The following is a 19,661-nucleotide window of genomic DNA, read 5'->3' as shown; positions in this document are numbered from 1 at the left end:
ATTCACGGGTTCACGCCGGTCAAAACTTTCGAAACCCCGAACAACGGGCTCAGCCGGGTGTGCAGACCAGCCGGAAACCGGTGAAGTCCGCCGTGAACGCCGCGTCGACGAGGTCCCGCGCGTGGATGCCCGCCATGGCGCCGGTGAACCGCAGCCGGGAACCGTGGTCGTCGGACAGCCGGCTGAAGTCCAGCGCCGGCCCGACGGCCGTGCGCACCCCGTCGCGCACGTACCAGAACCGGGCGTCGGCGCCCTCGACCGTCACCCCCAGCGTCACCGGCGCGTCCGCCGCCACGTCCACGACCGCGACCTGCCGCGGGCCGGCCTCGTCCCGCTCCACCAGACTGAGCACCGTACGGCCGCCCCCGCCCGCGGCGGCCCGCCACTGCTGGCCGCGCTGCGGCTCGCCCCAGGGCTCCGCCCACGTCAGGTCCAGACTCAGATACGCCTCGGGGTTGTACCAGAGCACCAGCCCGGCGGCCTGCGTGAAGGTGACCGGCCGTGCCTCGACGGTCACTTCGGCCTCCGCACGGTGCTCGGTGACACGCTGGGCCAGCAGGCTCGCCGCCCAGCGGGACTCCGGCCCGTGCCGGCCGCGCAGCCGGATCCAGCCGGGGCGGACCGCCGTGTCGGCCCAGGACGGGTCCGGCGGCTCGCGCAGGGTGCTCCACGGCCAGGACAGATCCGCCGGCCGGCCCGCGGACGGCAGGGGGTGCGGGGTCGTCGGTACGTCGACCTCGACCGCCGGATGCCAGCCCCCGTGCCGCAGCCGGGGCCAGCCGTCCGCGTCCCAGGTCACGGCCTGGACCGCGGTCTCCCGGCCGAGGGTGCAGCGGCGGCCCCGCGGGGTGTGCAGCGGACGGGCCGTCAGATGGCCGAGCAGCCACTGCCCGTCCGGCGTCTCGACCAGCTCGCCGTGCCCGGCCTTCTGCAGCGGCAGGGCCGGGTCGTCCCGGGTCGTCAGCAGCGGCAGCACGTCGAGTTCGTACGGCCCGGTCAGCTCCTTGGCGCGGGCCACCCGCACCCCGTGCTCCCAGCCCGTGCCGCCCTCCGCGAGCACCAGGTAGTACCAGCCGTCGCGCCGCACCAGCTTCGGCCCCTCCACCAGCCGGTCGTGCTGGAGCAGCAGACGCGTGTCCCCCACGGGTTCCAGCGTGTCCCGGTCCAGCTCGGTGAGGACGATCCCGGCGAACCGCTCACCGCCGGGCCGGTGGTCGTTCTGCAGGTTCAGCAGCCACAGCCGGCCGTCCTCGTGGAACAGGGCCGGGTCGAAGCCGTGGCTCGCCACCCGGCGCGGCGCGCTCCACTCGCCGCCGATGGCGTCGGCCGTCGAGACGTACGTGTCCAGGTCGAAGTACGGCGTGCCGACCGAGCGCACGACGGTGTACGTCACCCAGAACCGTTCCCCGTCCCAGCTCAGCGACGGTGCCCAGACACCGCCCGAGTCGGGCACGCCGGCCAGCGAGTTGCCGGGGACGGCCCCCTGGACGTGCCCCGCGTACTCCCAGTGGGCCAGATCGCGGGAGCGGTGCAGCGGGATCGTCGGGAACCACTCGAAGGAACTGGTCGCCACGTAGTACCAGTCGCCGACCCGGACCAGCGAGGGGTCGGGGGCGAAGCCGCGGAGGACGGGGTTGCGCAGGACGGTCACGCGGGGACTCCCGGGGAGGTGGGCACCCGGGGGCCGCGGGGAGTCAGGGTCACCCGCGGCCCCCGGGAGACGGGGGAGGGCAGGAAGGTCACTTGAGGGCGCCGAGCGTCACACCGCTCCGCCAGTAGCGGCGCATCGCGACCATCATGATCGCCATCGGCACGATGGAGAGCAGCGCGCCGGTCAGCACCAGGCCCGTCAGGTCGATGCCGGACTCCAGGCGGGTGCCGGTCCAGTTGTACAGGCCCAGGTTGAGCGTCCAGTTCTCCTTGCCGCGCAGCACGGTCAGCGGCAGGAAGAAGGCGTTCCAGGTGTTCACGAAGGCCAGCAGGAACACCGTCGCGCCGCCCGTCGTCATCATCCGCAGCACGATGCTGAAGAAGATCCGCAGCTCCCCGGCGCCGTCGATGCGCGCCGCCTCGAGCAGCTCGTAGGGGATCGTCGCCTCGGTGTACACCTTGGCCAGGTACACGCTGAACGGGTTGATCAGGCAGGGGATCAGCATCGCCCACGGGGTGTCGACCATGCCGAGCGCGGAGAACAGCAGGTACAGCGGCAGCGTGAGCAGCGCGATCGGGATCAGGAACGAGCCGACGACGCACGCGAAGATGACGTTCCGGCCGGGGAAGTCGAAGCGGGCCAGGCCGTAACCGGTTGCGAGCGCGATCAGCGTGCCGCCCAGCGAGCCGACCCCCGCGTACAGGAACGAGTTGGCCGTCCACCGCAGGAAGATGCCGTCCTGGTAGGTGAAGACCTGCTCCAGGTTGTCCCACAGGTGCCAGCCGGAGAACCACAGGCCGTTGCTCTGGTACAGCGCCGTGCGGTCCTTGGTCGCGGCGACGATCAGCCACCACACCGGGAACAGGCTGTAGACACTGGCCAGGATCAGCCCGACCAGCAGGAAGCGCTGGCCGCCCCGCCCGCGGGAGGCCGCGTCCGGGCGGGTCAGGCGCCGGACGCTGCGGACGGGGGGCCGCTCGGTGGTGTGCTCGGTCAGCACCATCAGTCGGCCTCCTTCGAGGTGAGCCGGTAGAAGAGGAAGGAGGCCACGCCGAGGATCAACGCCAGCAGCACGGACAGGGCGGCCGCGTAGTTGTAGTTGCCCGCGTTGAACGCCTGGTTGTAGATGATCATGATCGGGGTGAAGCTGTCGCTGACCGTCTGCGGGGTGATGTTCCGGAACAGCGCCGGCTCGTTGAAGATCTGCAGCATCTGGATGATCGACAGCAGACCCGTCAGCACCAGCGCCCCGCGCACGTACGGGATCTTGATGCTGCGCGCGATCCGCAGCTCCGAGGCGCCGTCCAGCCGGGCCGCCTCGAACAGCTCGCGGGGCACGCCCTGCAGCGCCGAGTAGATGATCACCATGTTGTAGCCGATGCCGTGCCAGGTCAGCAGGTTGCCGATGGACGGCCACACCATCGACGGCGCGAAGAAGTTCCAGTCGAAGCCGAGCGCCTTGCCGATCGGGGTCAGCGGGCCGACGTCCGGGCTGTAGAGGTTCACCCACACGATCGCCGCGACCACGCCGGGGATCATGTACGGCACCAGCAGCAGGATCCGGAACCGGCTCGCCGCCCTGGAGGTGAGGGCGTCCAGGAACAGCGCCAGCAGCAGGCTGATCAGCAGCATGAACGGGATCTGGACACAGGCGAAGAGCACCACCCGCAGGATGGAGTTCATGAACGCCGAGTCCGTGAGCCCCTGGGTGTAGTTGTCGAGCCCGACGAACTCGGTCGTGGCGCCGCCGAGCCCCAGCCCGGACTGCTTCTCCGTGTACAGCGACTCGTAGACGGCGTAGCCGATCGGGAGCAGATAGAGAAAGACGAAGCCGAGCTGGAAGGGCACCGTGAACGCGGCACCCTTCCAGCGCATGGAGCGAATCATCGAATGCCTCAGCCCTTGACGCTGATACCGCGGGACTTCAGGTCCTTGACCGTCCACTCCTGCATGTGCGCGAGCAGGTCGGTGACCTTCTGCTCCTTGGCTACGACCTTGGCCCAGCCGGCCTGCAGCTCGGTGAACATCGCGGTCCAGTTGGGGCCGAAGGTCCAGTCGGTGGTGACGGTGCCCAGGCTGTCGGTCACGACCTTCTGCGCGGGCTCGTAGTTCTTGCCGAGCAGCTTCTGCGAGATCGACTCACCCACGTAGGAGTCGCTGTCCTTCAGCGCCGGCATCACGCCGTTGCCGGTCTCCGGGCTCGCCATCGTCTTGACCGCGTCCTGGTTCGTCGACATCCACAACGCCGCCCGGGCCGCCTGCTCCTGGTTCTTGCACTGCTCGGTCACCAGGGTCACGCTGCCGGTCAGGTTGGTGCCGGCCGGCGTCTTGGGCGCCTCACCCTTGTAGGTCGGCCACGGGGCCAGCGCCCAGTCGCCGAAGGACTTCGTGAAGTTCTGCACCATGCCGGCCATCTGCCAGGTGGAGATCTGCCGGGTCGCGGTGGCACCGGTGTCGTAACTGCGCTGCACGGCCGCGTAGTCGGCGAAGGACAGCTTGGCGTTCAGGTCGTTGTCGATGATCTCCTGGATCACCTTCGCGGCCTGCAGCGTGCCCTCGTCCTGGAAGTTCACCTTCCAGGCGTCGCCGTCGATTGAGTACCAGTGCGCCCCGGCCTGCATGGCGAGCACCTCCAGGGTGCTCGGGTCCTCACCGGCGTAGTTGGTGATCTTGATGCCGTGCTTCTTCAGCTCCTTGCCCGCGGCGATGAAGTCGTCCCAGGTGGCCGGGGGCTCAAGACCGTACTTCTTGAAGATGTCCGTGCGGTAGATCGTGAACTGGGGCGCCGAGCTGGTCGGAACGCCGTACATCTTGCCCTGCACCTGCGCGCTCGCCCAGGAGCCGGTGTTGAACTTGTCCTGCTCGCCCTCGACGTACCGCGTGATGTCGGCGAGCGCGCCCTGCGAGACCCAGCTGGTGACGTACTCGGCGGTGTTCTGCACCAGGCAGGGGGCGTTGCCCGCCTTCACCGCGTTGGTCAGCTGCTTCTGCATGGTCAGCTGGTCGGTGACCTTGGTGTACTTCAGCTGGACGTCCTTGTGCGCGGCGTTGAACGCCTTGACGACCGCCTCCTGGCCGTTGGCCCAGCCCCAGAAGGGCAGGGTGACCGGGCCCGACTTCGCGGCGGCGTCGTCACCCGAGCCGGATCCGCCGCAGGCGGAGAGCAGACCTGTCAGCGCGATACCCGCGACTGCGGCGGAGGCGAACCTTCTCCGGGGGCTGGTGAAGTTCATCTGACCGTGATCCTTCGGAATAGGGCGTTCTCAGAACGAGAGGACGGCGGCGGCTCGGTGGTGCTGGCCAGGAACGGCGGCCGGAAACCGTCGGCTCGCGGTTGCGGGGGGTTCGGCCAAGCGGAAGCAGAAGCTGTAGTAAGCGGTTGCTGGGAAGGTAGGCGGGCGGCCCGGCTCTTAGCAAGAGGTGCGCAGCAATTTGTTTCGGCGGGTTGTCCGCCGGGTTATCCGCGGGGGACGCGCCGGATCTACGGGTGCCGCCCGCATACGCGCAGGTCAACGCAGTGTCGAACCCGACCGCCCGGGGCTCGGCGGACACGGCGACGAGACCCCGAACAGGCGGCAAAGAAGCTGGAAAACGGTTACGTAACGACCTCTACGCGTTATCCGTGCTGGGCCGGTGGCCGGACCGAGTTGCGAACCACGACATGGGTGCCCAGCACCAGGTGGTCGCCGTCCGCGCTCTTGCGGCGGCCCGCGCCGCCCTCGCGCCGGTCGGCCACCGCCCGCAGCGCCACACGGCCCATCTCCTCGTACGGCACGTGCACGGTGGTCAGTTGGGGCGTGAGCTGGGAGGCCAGCGGGATGTCGTCGTAGCCGACGATCGAGACGTCCTCCGGCACCCGCAGGCCCGCCGCGCGCAGGGCCTGCATGGCGCCCGCGGCGACGACGTCCGTCCCGGCGAGCACCGCCGTGAAGTCCGGCGTCTCGTGCAGCGCCGTCTCGACGGCCTCGTAGCCGTGTTCGTAGTCGTAGTGGCCGTGCCGCACCAGGCCCGGGTCGAACGGCACCCCGTACGCCTCGAACGCCCGCTGGGCGCCCCGCAACCGGCCCTGCGCGGTGGTCAGTTCGGCGTGCCCGGGCAGGACGAGGACGCGCCGGTGGCCGGCCGAGAGCAGATGGCTGGCCATCGCGTAGGCGCCGCCCTCGTTGTCGTAGTCCACGGTCGTCGCCGGGACGTCGCCCTCCAGCGGGGGCCTGCCCACCAGCACCAGGTGCGAGCCGGCCGCGTCCAGGGAACGGGCGAAGCGGGCCATGCGCAGCTGGTACTCGTCGTAGTCGTAGGCGCCGCCGAGCAGGATCACGGCGGCCACGCCCTGCTGGCGCATGAGGTTGACCAGGGCCAGCTCCCGCTCCGGGTCGTCGCCGGTGGTGCCGACCAGCGAGAGCCAGCCGCGCAGCGTGGCGGCGCCCTCGACGCCCTTCGCGACGTGCGCGAACGCGGCGCCGGTGATGTTGTTGATGAGGATCGCCACCGTCGGTGTGCCGCCGCCGGCCAGCGAGCGGGCGTGGGCGTTGGTGACGTAGTCCAGGTCGCGGACCACCTTCATCACCCGGCGGCGCAGCTCCTCCGACACCGGGTAGTTGCCGGACAGCACCCGCGAGACGCTGGCCACGGAGACGCCCGCGCGTTCCGCGACGTCGCGGATGGTCGCCCGGCCGGCGTCGTTCGTCGCCTTGCGCTGACTCACCCTTGCGGCTCCTTCACGGTAGTGGCCCGGCCCGTCGCGGTCCGGTCGGTGGCGGCCCGGCCGATGGCGGGCCCCCGGTCCGTCGCGGCCGGTGGACTGCCCGCGGAACGCGGTCCGGTCCGTCGTGCCCGGGCCGTCGCGGCCCGGCCCGGTGCGCGGTCCGGTTCGGCCGCGCCGTCCGGTCCGGCCACGAACCGTCCGCCGCGGTCGGGGTCCGCCGCGCCGTCCGGTCCGGTCGCGAACCGGTCCGCCGCGGTCCGGACGTCGCCCGCCCGGTCGCGCCGGTTGCCGGGGTCGCGCCCGCTCCGGTGCGGAAACCGTATCCCATCGTCACTCCAGGCTGGAGGGCCTGTGGACGACGGCCCGGGGCTCCGGTCCGCCGTCGGGTCCGGCGGGGGCGCCGACGGGCGGGAGGATCCGCCCGCCACGGGGGTCACGCCACCCGCGCGAGGTCCGCGTGCCGCACCTCGTGCTCCGGCGGCAGGCCCGCCACCAGGCGCTCCAGTTCCTCCACGACGATGCGGCCGAGCCGCTCCAGTTCGTTGCCGAGGGACCCGGCGATGTGCGGGGTGAGGAACACGTTGGGCAGGTGGTAGAGCGGCGACCCCGCGGGCAGCGGCTCCGGGTCGGTGACGTCGAGGACCGCGCTGAGCCGGCCGGAGACCAACTCGTCGGCGAGCGCCTCGTGGTCGACCAGCGCGCCGCGGGCGGTGTTGATGAGCACGCCGCCGTCCCGGACCAGGGCGAGCCGGTCGCGGTCGAGCATGTGGTGGGTCTCGGGGATGTCGGGGGCGTGCAGGCTCACGATGTCGCTGTGCCGGAGCAGGTCCTCCAGTGACAGCGACTCGGCGCCGAGGGCGGCGGCCTCGGCGGGGCTGACGTACGGGTCGTGCAGCAGGACGGTGAGGTCGAACGGCCGCAGCAGCTCCAGCAGCCTGCGGCCCACGCGGGAGGCGCCGATGACGCCGACGCGGCGGCGCAGGTTCCCGGTCGCCGCGGTCTCGGCGGGGCCCGGGTAGGCGTGGGTGCGGCGGAAGCGCTCGCGGTGGTCGAAGGCGTCCTTGCCCGCCAGCAGGATCATCGCGAGCGTGTACTCGGCGACCGGCAGGGCGTTGCCCGTCACCGCGCTGGAGACGGTGACCCCGCGTTCCCACAGGGCCTCGCCGACCAGCGAGCGGACGGACCCGGCCGCGTGCAGGACGGCGCCGAGCTTCGGGGCCGCCGCGAGGACGCCGGCGTCCAGGTGGGGGCAGCCCCAGCCGGTGATGAGCATCTCGGCGGAGGCCAGGGTGCCGGCCGCGGCCGGATCGGCGAAGTCCCGCACCACCACCCCGGGGTCGATGTCGGCCGTGCGCCTCAACCGCTCCATCAGCGGCGGAGGAAAGAGCAGCGGGAGGTGCACCGGGTCCATCGCGAACACGGCCCGCGGCAGCTGGGGGCTGGGCATGACTCTCCTGGAGCTGTGGACGGAAACTGTTTCAGAAAGCGCCTTCTACCGTAGATCCGCCGGGAAGCGGCGGTCAATCGCCAGGGCCGGGGGTAACTCCGAAGCCGCCGGATCGGTTCAACGACCTCGCCGGAAGTACGTAGTGACGGGAGAAGGCGCGCTGGGGGCGGTCTGCCGGGGTCGCGGTCCGTCGCCGAGCCCCCAAGCAGATGACCCGGCGGTGAGCCGCGGTCATGGCTCGGTTGCGGAAATCGATTACTGATGTTTCGACGGCCTGGAGCCGGGCCGGTGGACGTCGTTGCCGGGGTATCACTGCCCGGAAGGCCTCTGTGGCAACCGGTTCCCGGAATGGTTGCCGACCGAGCTGTGGGTCCGCGCCTGGTCGAGGTCGCCGCTGCTGTCGCCCCGCGGCTCGACCGCGACGGTAGAAACCGGGCGTTTCCGGTCACCTGTTGCATGACGTCGACGTTGCACAGTCTTTTCGAAAGTTCGCCGGGGCTCTTGACGCGCCATCCTGACCGGAAGAAGCTCTGCCCCACGTACAACAACCGGTTGCCGAGCAGACCCTCACGGTCGGCTCTCCGGCATAGAGCCGGTATTTCGAACAGCAGAGCAGGAGGTGGTGCGTTCATGCACCCACGTGCTGGTGCTTCCCTGAGCCGCCGCCGATTCCTCGCCCTCTCGGCAGCCGGCGCCGCCACGGGCGCGGCTTCGCTGAGCGGCTGCGCGATGCAGGTCTCCACCGGCGTCAGCGGCGGCGGGGAGACCGTCACGCTGATGGTCAAGCCCGACGACCTGTCCCCGGAGCTGGTCCGGCAGGCCCAGAAGGACATCGGCGTCAAGATCGTCACGGTGCGGTACGACATCACCAAGCTGATCGGCATGATGACCAACGGCGCCCCGCCCGACCTGGTCCGCGGTGTCGGCGCCACCGACGCGCCCTACTTCGCGGCGCGGGACGTGATGCAGGACCTGGACCCGTACTTCGCCCGGAGCACCGTCCTCAAGGTCGACGACCTCGACCCGGTCAACGACCTCTGGCGCTACGACGGCCGCACCCAGGGCAAGGGCCCCCGCTACGGCATGGCCAAGGACTTCTCCCAGGACTCCATGTTCTGGTACAACACCGCGCTCTTCGACGACGCCGGTGTCGACTACCCGCCGGAGACCGAGCCCGTCACCTACGAGGAGTGGCTGGAGAACGCCGAGCGGCTCACCCGGCGCAAGAACGGCCAGACGACCGTCTTCGGCGGCAGCTACAACGGCGTGTCCACCCCCAACCTCCTGGCGAGCCTGACCGCCACCGCCGGAGGCAGCCTCTTCAACGACGACTTCTCCCGGATCGACTTCACCACCCCGGAGGCCCGCAAGGCCCTGGCCTGGTACATCGAGTACGGCCGGCGCAGGGTCGGCCCGAGCATCGTCCAGCCGGACCCCAACACCTGGGACGGCCCCACCTTCCAGGCCAACCGCATGGCCATGTCCAACTCCGGCTACTGGCTCGGCGGCCTGATCAACGCCGACAAGAAGCTGGCGCCGCACGCCCGCCTCGCCCCGGCCCCGGTCTTCGAGGGCGGCCGGCGGGTCAGCCCCTGCCAGGCCGGCACCGGCCTGTGGATGCCGAAGAAGGCGAGGAACAAGGACGCCGCCTGGCGGGTCTTCGAGTGGTTCTTCGGCGAGGGCCCGGCCAAGGCCCGTGCCTCCAGCGGCTGGGGCATCCCCAGCCTGAAGTCGCTGCGCCCGCTGATGCCCGCCCAGGAGGACTACCAGAAGCGGGCGCTGAAGGTGCAGAACGCCGAGCTGGAGCACTTCTCGGTGATCGCCTACACCCCCTACGCGACGGCGGACTCGCTCTACGCCCTGTTCAACCAGGAGGCCCCGGCCGCGATGAACGGCCGGATGTCCGTCGACACCCTGGCGGGCCGCCTGAACTCGCTGATGAACGAGCAGCTCAAGCGCGGTAAGGAGCAGGTGGGATGACGGTCGACCAGATATCCCTCGCGGACAGGCCCGGCCCCGCCGCGAGCACCCGACGCGCCGCCCCGGACCGGCGGCCCCGGATCTCCATGACCGCGCGCAGGCACCGCGCCTTCTACCTGTTCACCTCGCCCTGGATCATCGGTTTCCTGCTGCTGACCGTCGTCCCGATGGCGTACGCGCTGTGGCTGAGCTTCACCACGTACGACGGGATCTCGCCGCACTGGCGGTACGTCGGCCTCGGCAACTACACCGAGCTGTTCTCCGACCCGCAGACCTGGAACTCCCTGGGCCGCACGGGCCTGTTCGCCCTCACCTCGGTCCCCCTGTCGATCATCGCCGGGCTCGCGCTCGCCGTGCTGGTCAACCGGCCGGTCAAGGCGCGCGGGCTGTTCCGCACGCTGCTCTACCTGCCGGCGGTGGTGCCGCCGGTGGGCGTCGGCCTCACCTTCAAGGCGCTCTTCGACCAGAACTCCGGTGCCGCCAACGGCGTCATCACACTCTTCGGATTCGACGCGCTCGGCTGGCTCGCCGACCCCTACGCCCGCTACGTGCTGCTGATGAGCGTGTTGTGGGCGGCCGGAAACGTCATGATCATCTCGCTGGCCGGGCTCCAGGACGTGCCCCGCGAGCTGCACGAGGCCGCCCGGATCGACGGGGCGAGCGCCTGGCGGACCTTCCGCAGCATCACCGTGCCGCTGCTGTCGCCGGTGCTGCTCTTCCAGACGGTCACCGGCGTCATCGCGTCCGTGCAGACCATCATGCCGCTGCTGCTCACCCCCGACGGCACCACGGCGGGCGTCACCGCGCTGCCGCAGTCGAACTACCTCTACATGATGCACGTCTTCTCGCAGTACTTCGCGCTCGGCCGCTACGGCTACGCCTCCGCGCTGCTGTGGGTGCTCTTCGTGCTGATCCTCATCGCCACCGGGCTCATCTTCAGGTTCACGTCCGGCGTGGTGTTCTACAACGTCGACCCGGAGGCGAAGAAGTGACCGCCACCAGTCCGCTCCCCGACTCCGCGCCCCGGGTGCGGATCCGCGTCAACCGCCTGGTCCTCTACACGGTCCTCGTCGTCATCACCGGGCTTTTCATCGGCCCCTTCGGCTGGCTGATCCTCAGCGGCCTGAAGACCCCGGCGGAGCTGGCCGCGTCCCCCGTGCACTGGCTGCCCACCGACTTCCAGTGGCACAACTTCGCCGACGCCTTCCACCTGATCGACTTCCTCGGCTACGCCCGCAACTCCCTGATCATCGCGCTCATCTACGCCACGCTCGTCACCCTCAGCTCGGCCTGGGTGGGCTTCGGCTTCGCCCGGCTGGACGCCCCCGGCAAGAAGACGCTGTTCGGCATCCTCATCGGCTCGATGATGCTGCCCCAGATGATCACCCTGCTGCCGACCTACCTGATCTTCGCCAAGCTCGGCATGGTCGACACGTACTGGCCGTGGGTGCTGTGGGGGCTGGCCGCCGCCCCCTACCTGGTCTTCCTCTTCCGGCAGTTCTTCGCCGGGCTGCCCCGGGAGCTGGAGGAGGCCGCCATCGTCGACGGCTGCGGCTACGGCACGATCTTCTGGCGGATCTTCCTGCCGCAGTCCTGGCCCGTGCTCTCCGCGAGCTTCGTCATCGCCTTCACCTGGTCCTGGGGTGACTACATCGCCCCGCAGCTGCTGCTGTCCACCGACAAGTCGACCCTGGCCGTCGCGGTCATGACGACGTACGTCACCTCGGCCGGCACCCCGGTCGCCAACCTCCAGGCCGCGGCATCCGTGATGTACGTCGTGCCGATCCTGCTGATCTTCCTGATCGCCCAGCGCGGGTTCGTCGCCGGGATGTCCACGACCGGACTGAAGTAACCCTCTTACCGAATCTTTTTGCAAGGAGTTGCGCATGAACACTCCCCTGTCACGCCGGACCACCCTCCAGGCCGCCGGTGTCATCGCTGCCGCCGGCCTGGCCGGCAGCATCGCGGGCACCGCACCGGCCGCCGCCGCGGAGGAGACCGGCACCGCCGGCGACAGCGTCGTCATCCACCCGACCCTTCCGCAGGTGCCCGTCAACAACTCCTTCACCGTCAAGGTCCGGCCGCTCGGCGGCACCTGGCAGAAGCTCGGCGTCTACCTCGCCAGACTCGCACTGATCGACGCGAACACCGGCAGCAACAGAGCCCAGAACTCCTCCTGGGCCGCCTTCGACTTCTCCGGCACCGTCGAGGTCGAGGTCACGTACAACCCGGGCGGCGGCGAGAAGGTCCGCATCCGCCCGGACTCGTACGGCATCAAGCCCGAGGTGCTCGGCAGCACCGCGCGCTTCACCCTGGACCGGCCCCGCAACCTCGTCGTCCAGATCGACGACAAGATCTTCGACTGCCTGCACCTGTTCGCGAACCCGATCGAGGAGAACCCGCCCGCCGAGGGCGACAAGCACGTCATGTACTTCGGGCCGGGCCTGCACACCCACCCGGACCGGACGCTGCGTGTGCCCAGCAACACCACCGTCTATCTGGCGCCCGGTGCCGTCCTCACCTCCAACGTGATCTTCGAGAACGTGGAGAACTCCCGGCTGACCGGTCGCGGCGTGCTCTACAACTCCCCCGTGGGGGCGATGTTCATCCGCAAGTGCGAGAACGTGACCATCGACGGCGTCACCATCCTCAACCCCCGCTACGAGAACGTCCGGGTCGCCGAGTCCCGGAACCTCACCATCAAGAACCTGCGCGCCTTCAGCCACCAGGGCTGGGGTGACGGCATCCAGCTCTACTGCTCCGAGAACGTCACGATCGACGGCTGCTTCCTGCGCACCTCCGACGACTGCGTCGCTCTCTACACCCACCGCTGGGACTTCTACGGCGACACCCGCAACATCACCGTCAAGAACTGCTCCCTCTGGGCCGACGTCGCCCACCCGATCAACATCGGCGTGCACGGCAACTCCGAGAACCCGGAGATGCTGGAGAACCTGCGCTACGAGAACATCGACATCCTCGACCACCGCGAGCCGCAGGTGACCTACCAGGGCGCCATCGCCTTCATGGTCGGCGACAGCAACCTCGTCCGGGACGTCAGGTTCGACGACATCCGCGTGGAGGACTTCCGCTGGGGCCAGCTCATCCACCTGCGGGTCGAGTACAACCCGAAGTACAACACGTCGGCAGGCCGCGGCATCGAGTCCGTCTACATCAAGGACCTCAGCTACAACGGCAAGAACGCCGACCTCTCGATCATCGCCGGCCTCGACGCGGAGCACGCGATCAAGGACGTCACCTTCGAGAACCTCCGCGTCAACGGCAGGGTGATCGCCGACAGCACGGGCAAGCCGAAGTGGTACCTGGCCTCGGACGGCGTGCCCATGTTCGTCAACGAGCACGTGACGAACCTGAAGTTCCTCACCACCGCCGAGGCCGCGGCGGCCGCCGCGTCATGAGCGCCGAACCCCTGAGAGCAACGCCCATGAGAACGACTCCCGCACCGAGCCGCCGGGGCTTCCTCGGCGGCGCGGCCGCCCTGCTGCTGGTGTCGGGCGCGAGCGGCCTGCTCGCGTCCGGCACCGCCCGGGCCGCCACCCAGGACCCCACCGGCCTGCGCGCCTTCACCCACCCCGGGCTGCTGCACAGCGCCGACGACCTGGCCCGGATGAAGGCCGCCGTCGCCGCCAAGGAATCCCCCGTCCACGACGGTTTCCTCGCCCTCGCCGCCCACGCGCGCTCCAAGGCGACCTACGCCATCCAGAACACCGGCCAGATCACCTCCTGGGGCCGTGGCCCCACCAACTTCCAGAACCAGGCCGTCGCCGACTCGGCCGCCGCCTACCAGACCGCGCTGATGTGGTGCATCACGGGCGAGCGTGCCTACGCCGACAAGTCCCGCGACATCCTCAACGCCTGGTCGGCCTCCCTGCAGGCCGTCACCGGCGCCGACGGGCCGCTCGGCGCGGGCCTCCAGGTCTTCAAGTTCGTCAACGCCGCCGAACTGCTCCGGCACAGCGGCTACGACGGCTGGGCGAAGGAGGACATCGCCCGCTGCGAGGAGTCGTTCCTGCGCGTCTGGTATCCGGCCATCTCCGGCTACATGCTCTACGCCAACGGCAACTGGGACCTGACGTCCGTCCAGTCGATCCTGGCCATCGGCGTGTTCTGCGAGGAGCCCACCCTCTTCGAGGACGCGCTCCGCTTCGCCGCCGCGGGCGCGGGCAACGGCAGCGTCCGCCACCGCATCGTCACCGACGCCGGCCAGGGCCAGGAGTCCGGCCGCGACCAGGGCCACGAACAGCTCGCGGTCGGCCTGCTCGCGGACGCCGCGCAGGTCGCCTGGAACCAGGGCGTCGACCTGTACGCCTTCGACGGCAACCGGCTGCTGAGGAACGTCGAGTACGCCGCCCGCTACAACCTCGGCGGCGACGTCCCCTTCGTCCCCGACCTCGACCGCACCGGCAAGTACGTCAAGAAGACCGTCTCGGCCGTCGGACGCGGCAACCTCCCGCCCATCTACGAGATGGCGTACGCGCACTACGCCGGCGTCCGCGGCCTCGACACCCCCTACACCAAGGCGGCCGTCTTCCGCGGCACCGGCGGCGCCCGGGTCGTCGAGGGCAGCAACGACGACCTGCCCAGCTGGGGCACCGTCACCTTCGCCGGCACCAAGGCCCCCGCCCCGGCCGTACCCACGGCACCGGCCGGTGTCACGGCGGTCGGCACCGACAAGTCCGTCAGCGTGGCCTGGCTGCCCTCGGCGTGGGCCGAGTCGTACACCGTCCTGCGGGCCGACAGCGCCGACGGGACGTACCAGGAGGTCGCCACCGGTCTCGCCGACCCGGCGTACACCGACCGCGACGCCCACCCCGGCAAGACGGCGTACTACCGGGTCACCGCCACCAACTCCCAGGGCCGCAGCGCCCCTTCACCGTGGGCGGCGGCGGTCCCCGGGCTGCCCGAGCCCTGGGCGACGCGGGACGTCGGGGACGTCCGGATCCCCGGCTCGGCGGTCTTCGACGGCGAACGGTTCCTGCTGGAGGCCTCCGGCACCGCCGACACCCACCGCCTGGCCTACCTGCCGCTGCGCGGCGACGGCACGATCACCGCGCGGATCGTGTACCCGCTCAGCTCCCAGTACTCCAGGATCGGCGTCACCGTACGGGCCGGCCTGGACGCGGACGCCGCCCACGCCGCCATGCTGATCCAGGGCCTGCCGCTGCACACCTGGAGCGGTGTGTGGTCCGTACGGGCCAGGGCGGGGGAGCGGGTCAGGGGGACCGGCAGCACGCCCGTGCCGCCCTCCCAGCAGCAGACGATCACCACCAGCGCCGCCTTCCCGATCTCCTCGCTCGGCGCGCTGCCCGAGTCGGCGACCCCGCTCAAGGCCCCCTACGTCGAGGGCGCGGGCGACGGCTACCGGCTGCGCATGCCGTACTGGGTGCGCGTGACCCGCCGGGGCGACCGCTGCACCGGCGCCATCTCCCCGGACGGCATCCGCTGGACCGAGGTCGGCTCCACCGGCGTCGACCTCGGCGCCACCGCGTACGTCGGCCTCACCCTCACCTCCTGCCTCGGCGTCGACGAGGAGTACGCCGAGACCGGCACGGGCGCCTTCGACAACGTCAGCGTGGTCTCCCGGACCGCCGGCGAGATCTGGACCGTGCCGCGCCCCGCCCGCGCCGCCGGCGACCTGCGGGCCGCCGCGGGAGCCGACGCGGTCGAACTGGCCTGGACCGACCCGGACCTCGCCGCCCGCTACAAGGTGCTGCGCGCCACCGCCGCCGACGGCCCGTACGAGACCATCGCCACGGGCATCGGCCCGGTCGGCTTCGGCACCCGCGTCCGGTACGCCGACGCCACCGGCACCCCCGGCACGACGTACCACTACGCCGTCGCCAAGACCAACGTCGCGGGACGCGGCCCCCTGTCGCCGTCCGCCGTGGCGACGACGCCGATGCCGTCGCAGCCCCAACTCACCTCCTCCACAGCGGCGTTCGCCAACAAGGGCGTGCCCTTCAAGCACCTCCTGCGGGCCACGCACGAACCCGTGCGGTTCACCGCGGACGGGTTGCCCGACGGCCTGCGCGTCGACCGGCGCACCGGCCTGATCTCCGGAACGCCCACCGAGACGGGCGAGTTCGAGGTCACCACCACGGCGGGGAACGCCGCCGGAGACGCCACCGCCACCCTCACCCTCACGGTCGGCACCCCGCCGCCCGCGCCCTGGACCTACGGCGACCTGGGCGACGTCGTCCTCGACGACCGCGCCTACGGCACCCTCGGCGTGGTCGCCGTCCGCACCCCCGGCAGCACCGCCCACCAGGACGGGACGTTCGTGGTGCGGGGCGCCGGGACCGACCTCACCGTCAACAACCAGGGCATGACCGGCCAGTTCGTCCGACGGCCCGTCACCGGGGACTGCGAGGTCACCGCCCGCCTGCTCTCCCGCGCCGGAGCCGCCGGCGACCGGGTCGGCCTGCTCATGGCCAAGTCCCTGTCGCCGTTCGACCAGGCGGCCGGGACGATCGTCACCGGCGGCACCAGCGCCCAGCTGATGCTGCGCCCGACCGTCGCCGGACGGTCCACCTTCACGGGCAACGCGGCGGTCACCGCCGGCTGCCTGCTGCGGCTGAAGCGCACCGGGACGCACTTCACCGCATCCGCCTCGACCGACGACGGCGCCACCTGGACCCCCCTCGCCGAGGGAGACATCCCCGGCTTCGGTGACGCCCCCTACTACGTGGGTCTCGTGGTCTGCTCCCGCAGCCCCCTGACCCACAGCACCACCGAGTTCGGCGAGGTGAGCATCACCCCCATGTAGTACTCCACGGAACGGAGACACAGCATGAGCCGCACATCCCCCCACACGCACCACGAGGGCGGCCAGGTGAGCCGCCGCGGTCTGCTCAGGACCGCCGGCGGCCTCACCGCGGCCCTCGCCCTCGGCGCCACCGCCACCACGGCCGACGCCGCACCCGCCACCTTCACCCACCCCGGCATGCTCCACAACTGGGGCGACATCAACCGCGCCAAGGTCAGGGTCGCCGCGGGCGACGACCCCTGGCTGTCCGGCTGGAACAGACTGACCGGCAACTCCCACTCCCAGTCCACCTGGACCGCCAGGCCGCAGTCCGTCGTCTACCGCGGATCGGGCTACCCCGAGAACTACACGCTCCTCTACAACGACATCGCCGCCGCCTACCAAAACGCCCTGCGCTGGCAGGTCGCCGGCACCGCCGCCAACGGGGACTGCGCCGTGCGCATCCTCAACGCCTGGTCCAACACGCTCACGTCCATCCAGGGCAACGCCGACCGGTTCCTCGCCGCGGGAATCTACGGCTGGCAGTTCGCCAACGCCGCCGAGCTCATGCGCGGCTACGCCGGGTTCGACCTGAACAGGTTCAAGCAGATGATGCTGAACGTGTTCTACCCGATGAACAACCAGTTCCTCACCGGCCACAACGACGCCTGCATCACCAACTACTGGGCCAACTGGGACCTGTGCAACATGGCCTCGATCATGGCCATCGGGATCCTGTGCGACGACGGCGCCAAGTACGACCAGGCGGTGAACTACTTCAAGACCGGCGCCGGCAACGGCTCCATCCAGCACGCGGTGCCGTTCCTGTACCCGGGCGTCGAGGGCTACGACCTCGGCCAGTGGCAGGAGTCCGGCCGCGACCAGGGCCACACCATGATGGGCATGGGCCAGATGGGCGCGATCTGCGAGATGGCCTGGAACCAGGGAGACGACCTGTACTCCTACGACGGCCGCCGCTTCATGAAGGCCGCCCAGTACGTCGCCAAGTACAACCTGAACATGAACGTGCCCTTCACCACCTACACCTGGGGCAGCGGCCAGAACTGCTCCCAGCAGTCGCACACCGCGATCAGCTCCGTCTCCCGCGGCCAGGTCCGCCCGGTCTGGGCGATGCTCCATTACCACTACGGGCGGCGCCTGCTCCTCGACGACAAGTACATCGCCCAGATGTGCTTCTCCGTCGCCCCGGAGGGCGGAGGGGGTGACTACGGCACCACCAGCGGCGGCTTCGACCAGCTCGGCTTCGGCACACTGATGTACGCCAAATAGCGGGCCACCTGTCCCAAGTGTTCGCCAAATGGCGGCCAAGTCGGCTCGTGTGCCGGAATACCGACGAGCGATGTGGTGCTCTGGTGTTCCCGGTGCACGAGCGCGGCGAAGGGCTGGTGGGCGATGACGGCAGACCAGGCGGACCCCGTGGTCACGACCCCGCACGGCGCCGTGCGCGGCCGCTACGAGCGCGGAGTCGCGGTCTTCCGCGGCATCCCGTACGCGGCGCCTCCGTTCGGCCCCCGCCGCTTCCGCCCGCCCGTGCCCCTGAAGCCCTGGGAAGGCGTCCGCGACGCGGGCGCCTTCGGCCCCACCCCGCCCAAACCGCCGTACTCCGACGCCTTCGCCCACTACCTGTCCGACCCGGTCGTCCCCGGCGACGACTGCCTCAACCTCAACGTCTGGACCCCCGACCCGGACCCCGCGGCCCGCCTGCCCGTCCTCGTCTGGCTGCACGGCGGCGCCCTGACCCGGGGCTCCTCGGCCGTACCCGTCTACGACGGCCACGCCTTCGCCCGCGACGGCGTGGTGTGCGTGTCGGTCAACTACCGGCTCGGAGTCGAGGGCTACGGCCTCTTCCCGGACACACCCCCGAACCCGGGCCTGCGCGACCAGATCGCCGCCCTCACCTGGGTGCACGAGGCCATCGAGGCCTTCGGCGGCGACCCCGGCCGCATCACCCTCTGCGGCCAGTCCGCCGGGGCGATCAGCATCGGCGCCCTCGTCGCCGCCCCGCAGACGCGGGGGCTGGTCCCACGGGCGGTCCTGCAGAGCGGACCGCCCGAGGCGTCCGAGCGGGCCAAGGTACGGCGGATGGTGCGCCGGATGGCCGCCCGGCTGAAGATCCCCGCCACCGCCGAGGCCTTCGCCGCCGTCGACCGCGACCTGCTGCTGCGCACCCAGGCCGAGGTGGGCAGGCTCAGCAGCCCGGTGGTCGGCGGCCCCGCCTTCGGCATCGTCGTCGACGGCGACGTCGTCCCGCGCGACCCCCTGGACGCGCTCGTCGAGGGCGCCGCCCCGGGCGTGGAACTGCTGATGGGCTGGACCCGCGACGAGTACCGGCTCTGGCTGGTCCCGGGCGGCCTGCTGGACCGCGTGGACCGCCTCGGGGCCGTCGCCCTGGCCGGTGCCATGGCCCGCTGCCACTGCGGCAGCGAGGTCCCGCGCGGCTACCGCGCCCTGCACCCCGAGGCCGGCACGGCGGAGATCGTCGGCCAGCTCGTCACCGACCACCTGCTGCGCATCCCCCTGCACCACCTGGCCGACGCCCGCCCGGAACCGTCCTACGTCTACGAGTTCGCCTGGCCCTCGAACCTGCCCGGCCTCGGCGCCTGCCACGCGCTGGAACTCGGCTTCGTCTTCGACACCGGGGAGGTCCCGGAGTCCCGCAAGCTCGCCGGGGAGGGCGCGCCGCAGGAGCTGGCGGACGCGATGCACGGCGCGTGGGTCCGCTTCGCGACGGACGGCGACCCGGGCTGGGAACGCTGGGACGACCGCCACCCGGTCAGGGTCTTCGGAGACCGCGCCCCGGACGCGCCGGACGGCCTCGCCTACACCGCCCACGGCCCCCGGGACCGCGAACTCGCCCTGTGGGCGGCCGACGCCGCCGTCACCTCCCCGGACTCCACACCGGCATCGGACCCCGACGGCGATGCGCCCACCCGCAGTACGGAACTGCGGTCAGCCGTACGGCGACTCCGCCGCTCCGGCGCGCTCCGCCGGCATTAGGGCCTGTCGTTTGGATCAGATCGCAGACGCGGGGCCTGGCACGCGCATCTGCCGCGTTGTCGTCGGTTGCCGATGCTCCGCATCGCCGCCCTCC

At 70.9% G+C, this 19,661-nt stretch carries 13 protein-coding genes and 1 pseudogene; 7 read left to right on the top strand and 7 right to left on the bottom strand.

The window, feature by feature from the left end:
• Nucleotides 1-49: 49 nt before the first annotated feature.
• From ABZ948_RS20875 to ABZ948_RS20850, 6 genes are all read right to left on the bottom strand, one after another.
• Nucleotides 50-1,651 carry a glycoside hydrolase family 43 protein gene (locus ABZ948_RS20875; protein WP_359761594.1) on the bottom strand — a complete coding sequence of 534 codons (1,602 nt, stop codon included), beginning with the start codon at nucleotides 1,649-1,651 and terminating at the stop codon, nucleotides 50-52.
• A gap of 88 nt (nucleotides 1,652-1,739) precedes the next feature.
• Complete coding sequence (locus ABZ948_RS20870; RefSeq protein ID WP_359761592.1) at nucleotides 1,740-2,654, bottom strand: carbohydrate ABC transporter permease; 915 nt, start codon at nucleotides 2,652-2,654, stop codon at nucleotides 1,740-1,742.
• Nucleotides 2,654-3,538 (bottom strand): carbohydrate ABC transporter permease, encoded by an 885-nt coding sequence (locus ABZ948_RS20865; protein ID WP_190051526.1) that lies wholly within the window; start codon nucleotides 3,536-3,538, stop codon nucleotides 2,654-2,656. The genes ABZ948_RS20870 and ABZ948_RS20865 overlap by 1 nt, the downstream gene beginning before the upstream one ends.
• A gap of 8 nt (nucleotides 3,539-3,546) precedes the next feature.
• Entirely contained in the window at nucleotides 3,547-4,884 is a 1,338-nt protein-coding gene (locus ABZ948_RS20860) for an ABC transporter substrate-binding protein (protein ID WP_359761590.1), read from the bottom strand.
• Between the two features lie 383 nt (nucleotides 4,885-5,267).
• On the bottom strand, nucleotides 5,268-6,356 hold the full coding sequence (locus tag ABZ948_RS20855; RefSeq protein WP_114256024.1) for a LacI family DNA-binding transcriptional regulator: 1,089 nt from the start codon (nucleotides 6,354-6,356) through the stop codon (nucleotides 5,268-5,270).
• 433 nt (nucleotides 6,357-6,789) lie between these two features.
• Nucleotides 6,790-7,803: a hydroxyacid dehydrogenase gene (locus tag ABZ948_RS20850; RefSeq protein WP_359761587.1), complete on the bottom strand. Its 1,014-nt coding sequence runs from the start codon at nucleotides 7,801-7,803 to the stop codon at nucleotides 6,790-6,792.
• Nucleotides 7,804-8,433: 630 nt separating this feature from the next.
• Here ABZ948_RS20850 and ABZ948_RS20845 point away from each other — a divergent pair.
• The 7 genes and pseudogenes from ABZ948_RS20845 to ABZ948_RS20815 form a co-directional block, all read left to right on the top strand.
• On the top strand, nucleotides 8,434-9,783 hold the full coding sequence (locus tag ABZ948_RS20845; protein ID WP_359761585.1) for an extracellular solute-binding protein: 1,350 nt from the start codon (nucleotides 8,434-8,436) through the stop codon (nucleotides 9,781-9,783).
• On the top strand, nucleotides 9,780-10,775 hold the full coding sequence (locus tag ABZ948_RS20840; RefSeq protein WP_359761583.1) for a carbohydrate ABC transporter permease: 996 nt from the start codon (nucleotides 9,780-9,782) through the stop codon (nucleotides 10,773-10,775). The genes ABZ948_RS20845 and ABZ948_RS20840 overlap by 4 nt, the downstream gene beginning before the upstream one ends.
• Entirely contained in the window at nucleotides 10,772-11,635 is an 864-nt protein-coding gene (locus ABZ948_RS20835; protein WP_359761582.1) for a carbohydrate ABC transporter permease, read from the top strand. The genes ABZ948_RS20840 and ABZ948_RS20835 overlap by 4 nt, the downstream gene beginning before the upstream one ends.
• 34 nt (nucleotides 11,636-11,669) lie before the next feature.
• Complete coding sequence (locus ABZ948_RS20830) at nucleotides 11,670-13,202, top strand: glycosyl hydrolase family 28 protein (RefSeq protein WP_359761580.1); 1,533 nt, start codon at nucleotides 11,670-11,672, stop codon at nucleotides 13,200-13,202.
• Nucleotides 13,203-13,228: 26 nt separating this feature from the next.
• A complete protein-coding gene (locus tag ABZ948_RS20825; RefSeq protein ID WP_359761578.1) occupies nucleotides 13,229-16,570 on the top strand; it encodes an alginate lyase family protein in 3,342 nt (1,113 codons plus the stop codon).
• Between the two features lie 24 nt (nucleotides 16,571-16,594).
• Nucleotides 16,595-17,839, top strand: a complete 1,245-nt coding sequence (locus tag ABZ948_RS20820) for an alginate lyase family protein (RefSeq protein WP_359761576.1) — start codon at nucleotides 16,595-16,597, stop codon at nucleotides 17,837-17,839.
• 123 nt (nucleotides 17,840-17,962) lie between these two features.
• A pseudogene (locus ABZ948_RS20815) lies at nucleotides 17,963-19,255 on the top strand (carboxylesterase/lipase family protein); the annotation flags it as partial.
• A gap of 193 nt (nucleotides 19,256-19,448) precedes the next feature.
• Here ABZ948_RS20815 and ABZ948_RS20810 read toward each other — a convergent pair.
• Nucleotides 19,449-19,523 (bottom strand): hypothetical protein, encoded by a 75-nt coding sequence (locus ABZ948_RS20810; protein WP_359761723.1) that lies wholly within the window; start codon nucleotides 19,521-19,523, stop codon nucleotides 19,449-19,451.
• Nucleotides 19,524-19,661 lie beyond the last annotated feature (138 nt).

The sequence above is a fragment of the Streptomyces olindensis genome, assembly GCF_040645895.1.
GTDB lineage: Bacteria > Actinomycetota > Actinomycetes > Streptomycetales > Streptomycetaceae > Streptomyces > Streptomyces olindensis.
The sequence above is the reverse complement of the archived record's forward strand: the minus strand, read 5'-3'. Positions and strand labels throughout refer to the sequence as shown.

Coding starts and splice junctions, on each gene's coding strand:
- ABZ948_RS20825 (WP_359761578.1), top strand. CDS start 13,229: ATGAGAACGACTCCCGCACCGAGCCGCCGGGGCTTCCTCGGCGGCGCG.
- ABZ948_RS20830 (WP_359761580.1), top strand. CDS start 11,670: ATGAACACTCCCCTGTCACGCCGGACCACCCTCCAGGCCGCCGGTGTC.
- ABZ948_RS20820 (WP_359761576.1), top strand. CDS start 16,595: ATGAGCCGCACATCCCCCCACACGCACCACGAGGGCGGCCAGGTGAGC.
- ABZ948_RS20865 (WP_190051526.1), bottom strand. CDS start 3,538: ATGATTCGCTCCATGCGCTGGAAGGGTGCCGCGTTCACGGTGCCCTTC.
- ABZ948_RS20860 (WP_359761590.1), bottom strand. CDS start 4,884: ATGAACTTCACCAGCCCCCGGAGAAGGTTCGCCTCCGCCGCAGTCGCG.
- ABZ948_RS20870 (WP_359761592.1), bottom strand. CDS start 2,654: ATGGTGCTGACCGAGCACACCACCGAGCGGCCCCCCGTCCGCAGCGTC.
- ABZ948_RS20845 (WP_359761585.1), top strand. CDS start 8,434: ATGCACCCACGTGCTGGTGCTTCCCTGAGCCGCCGCCGATTCCTCGCC.
- ABZ948_RS20850 (WP_359761587.1), bottom strand. CDS start 7,803: ATGCCCAGCCCCCAGCTGCCGCGGGCCGTGTTCGCGATGGACCCGGTG.
- ABZ948_RS20840 (WP_359761583.1), top strand. CDS start 9,780: ATGACGGTCGACCAGATATCCCTCGCGGACAGGCCCGGCCCCGCCGCG.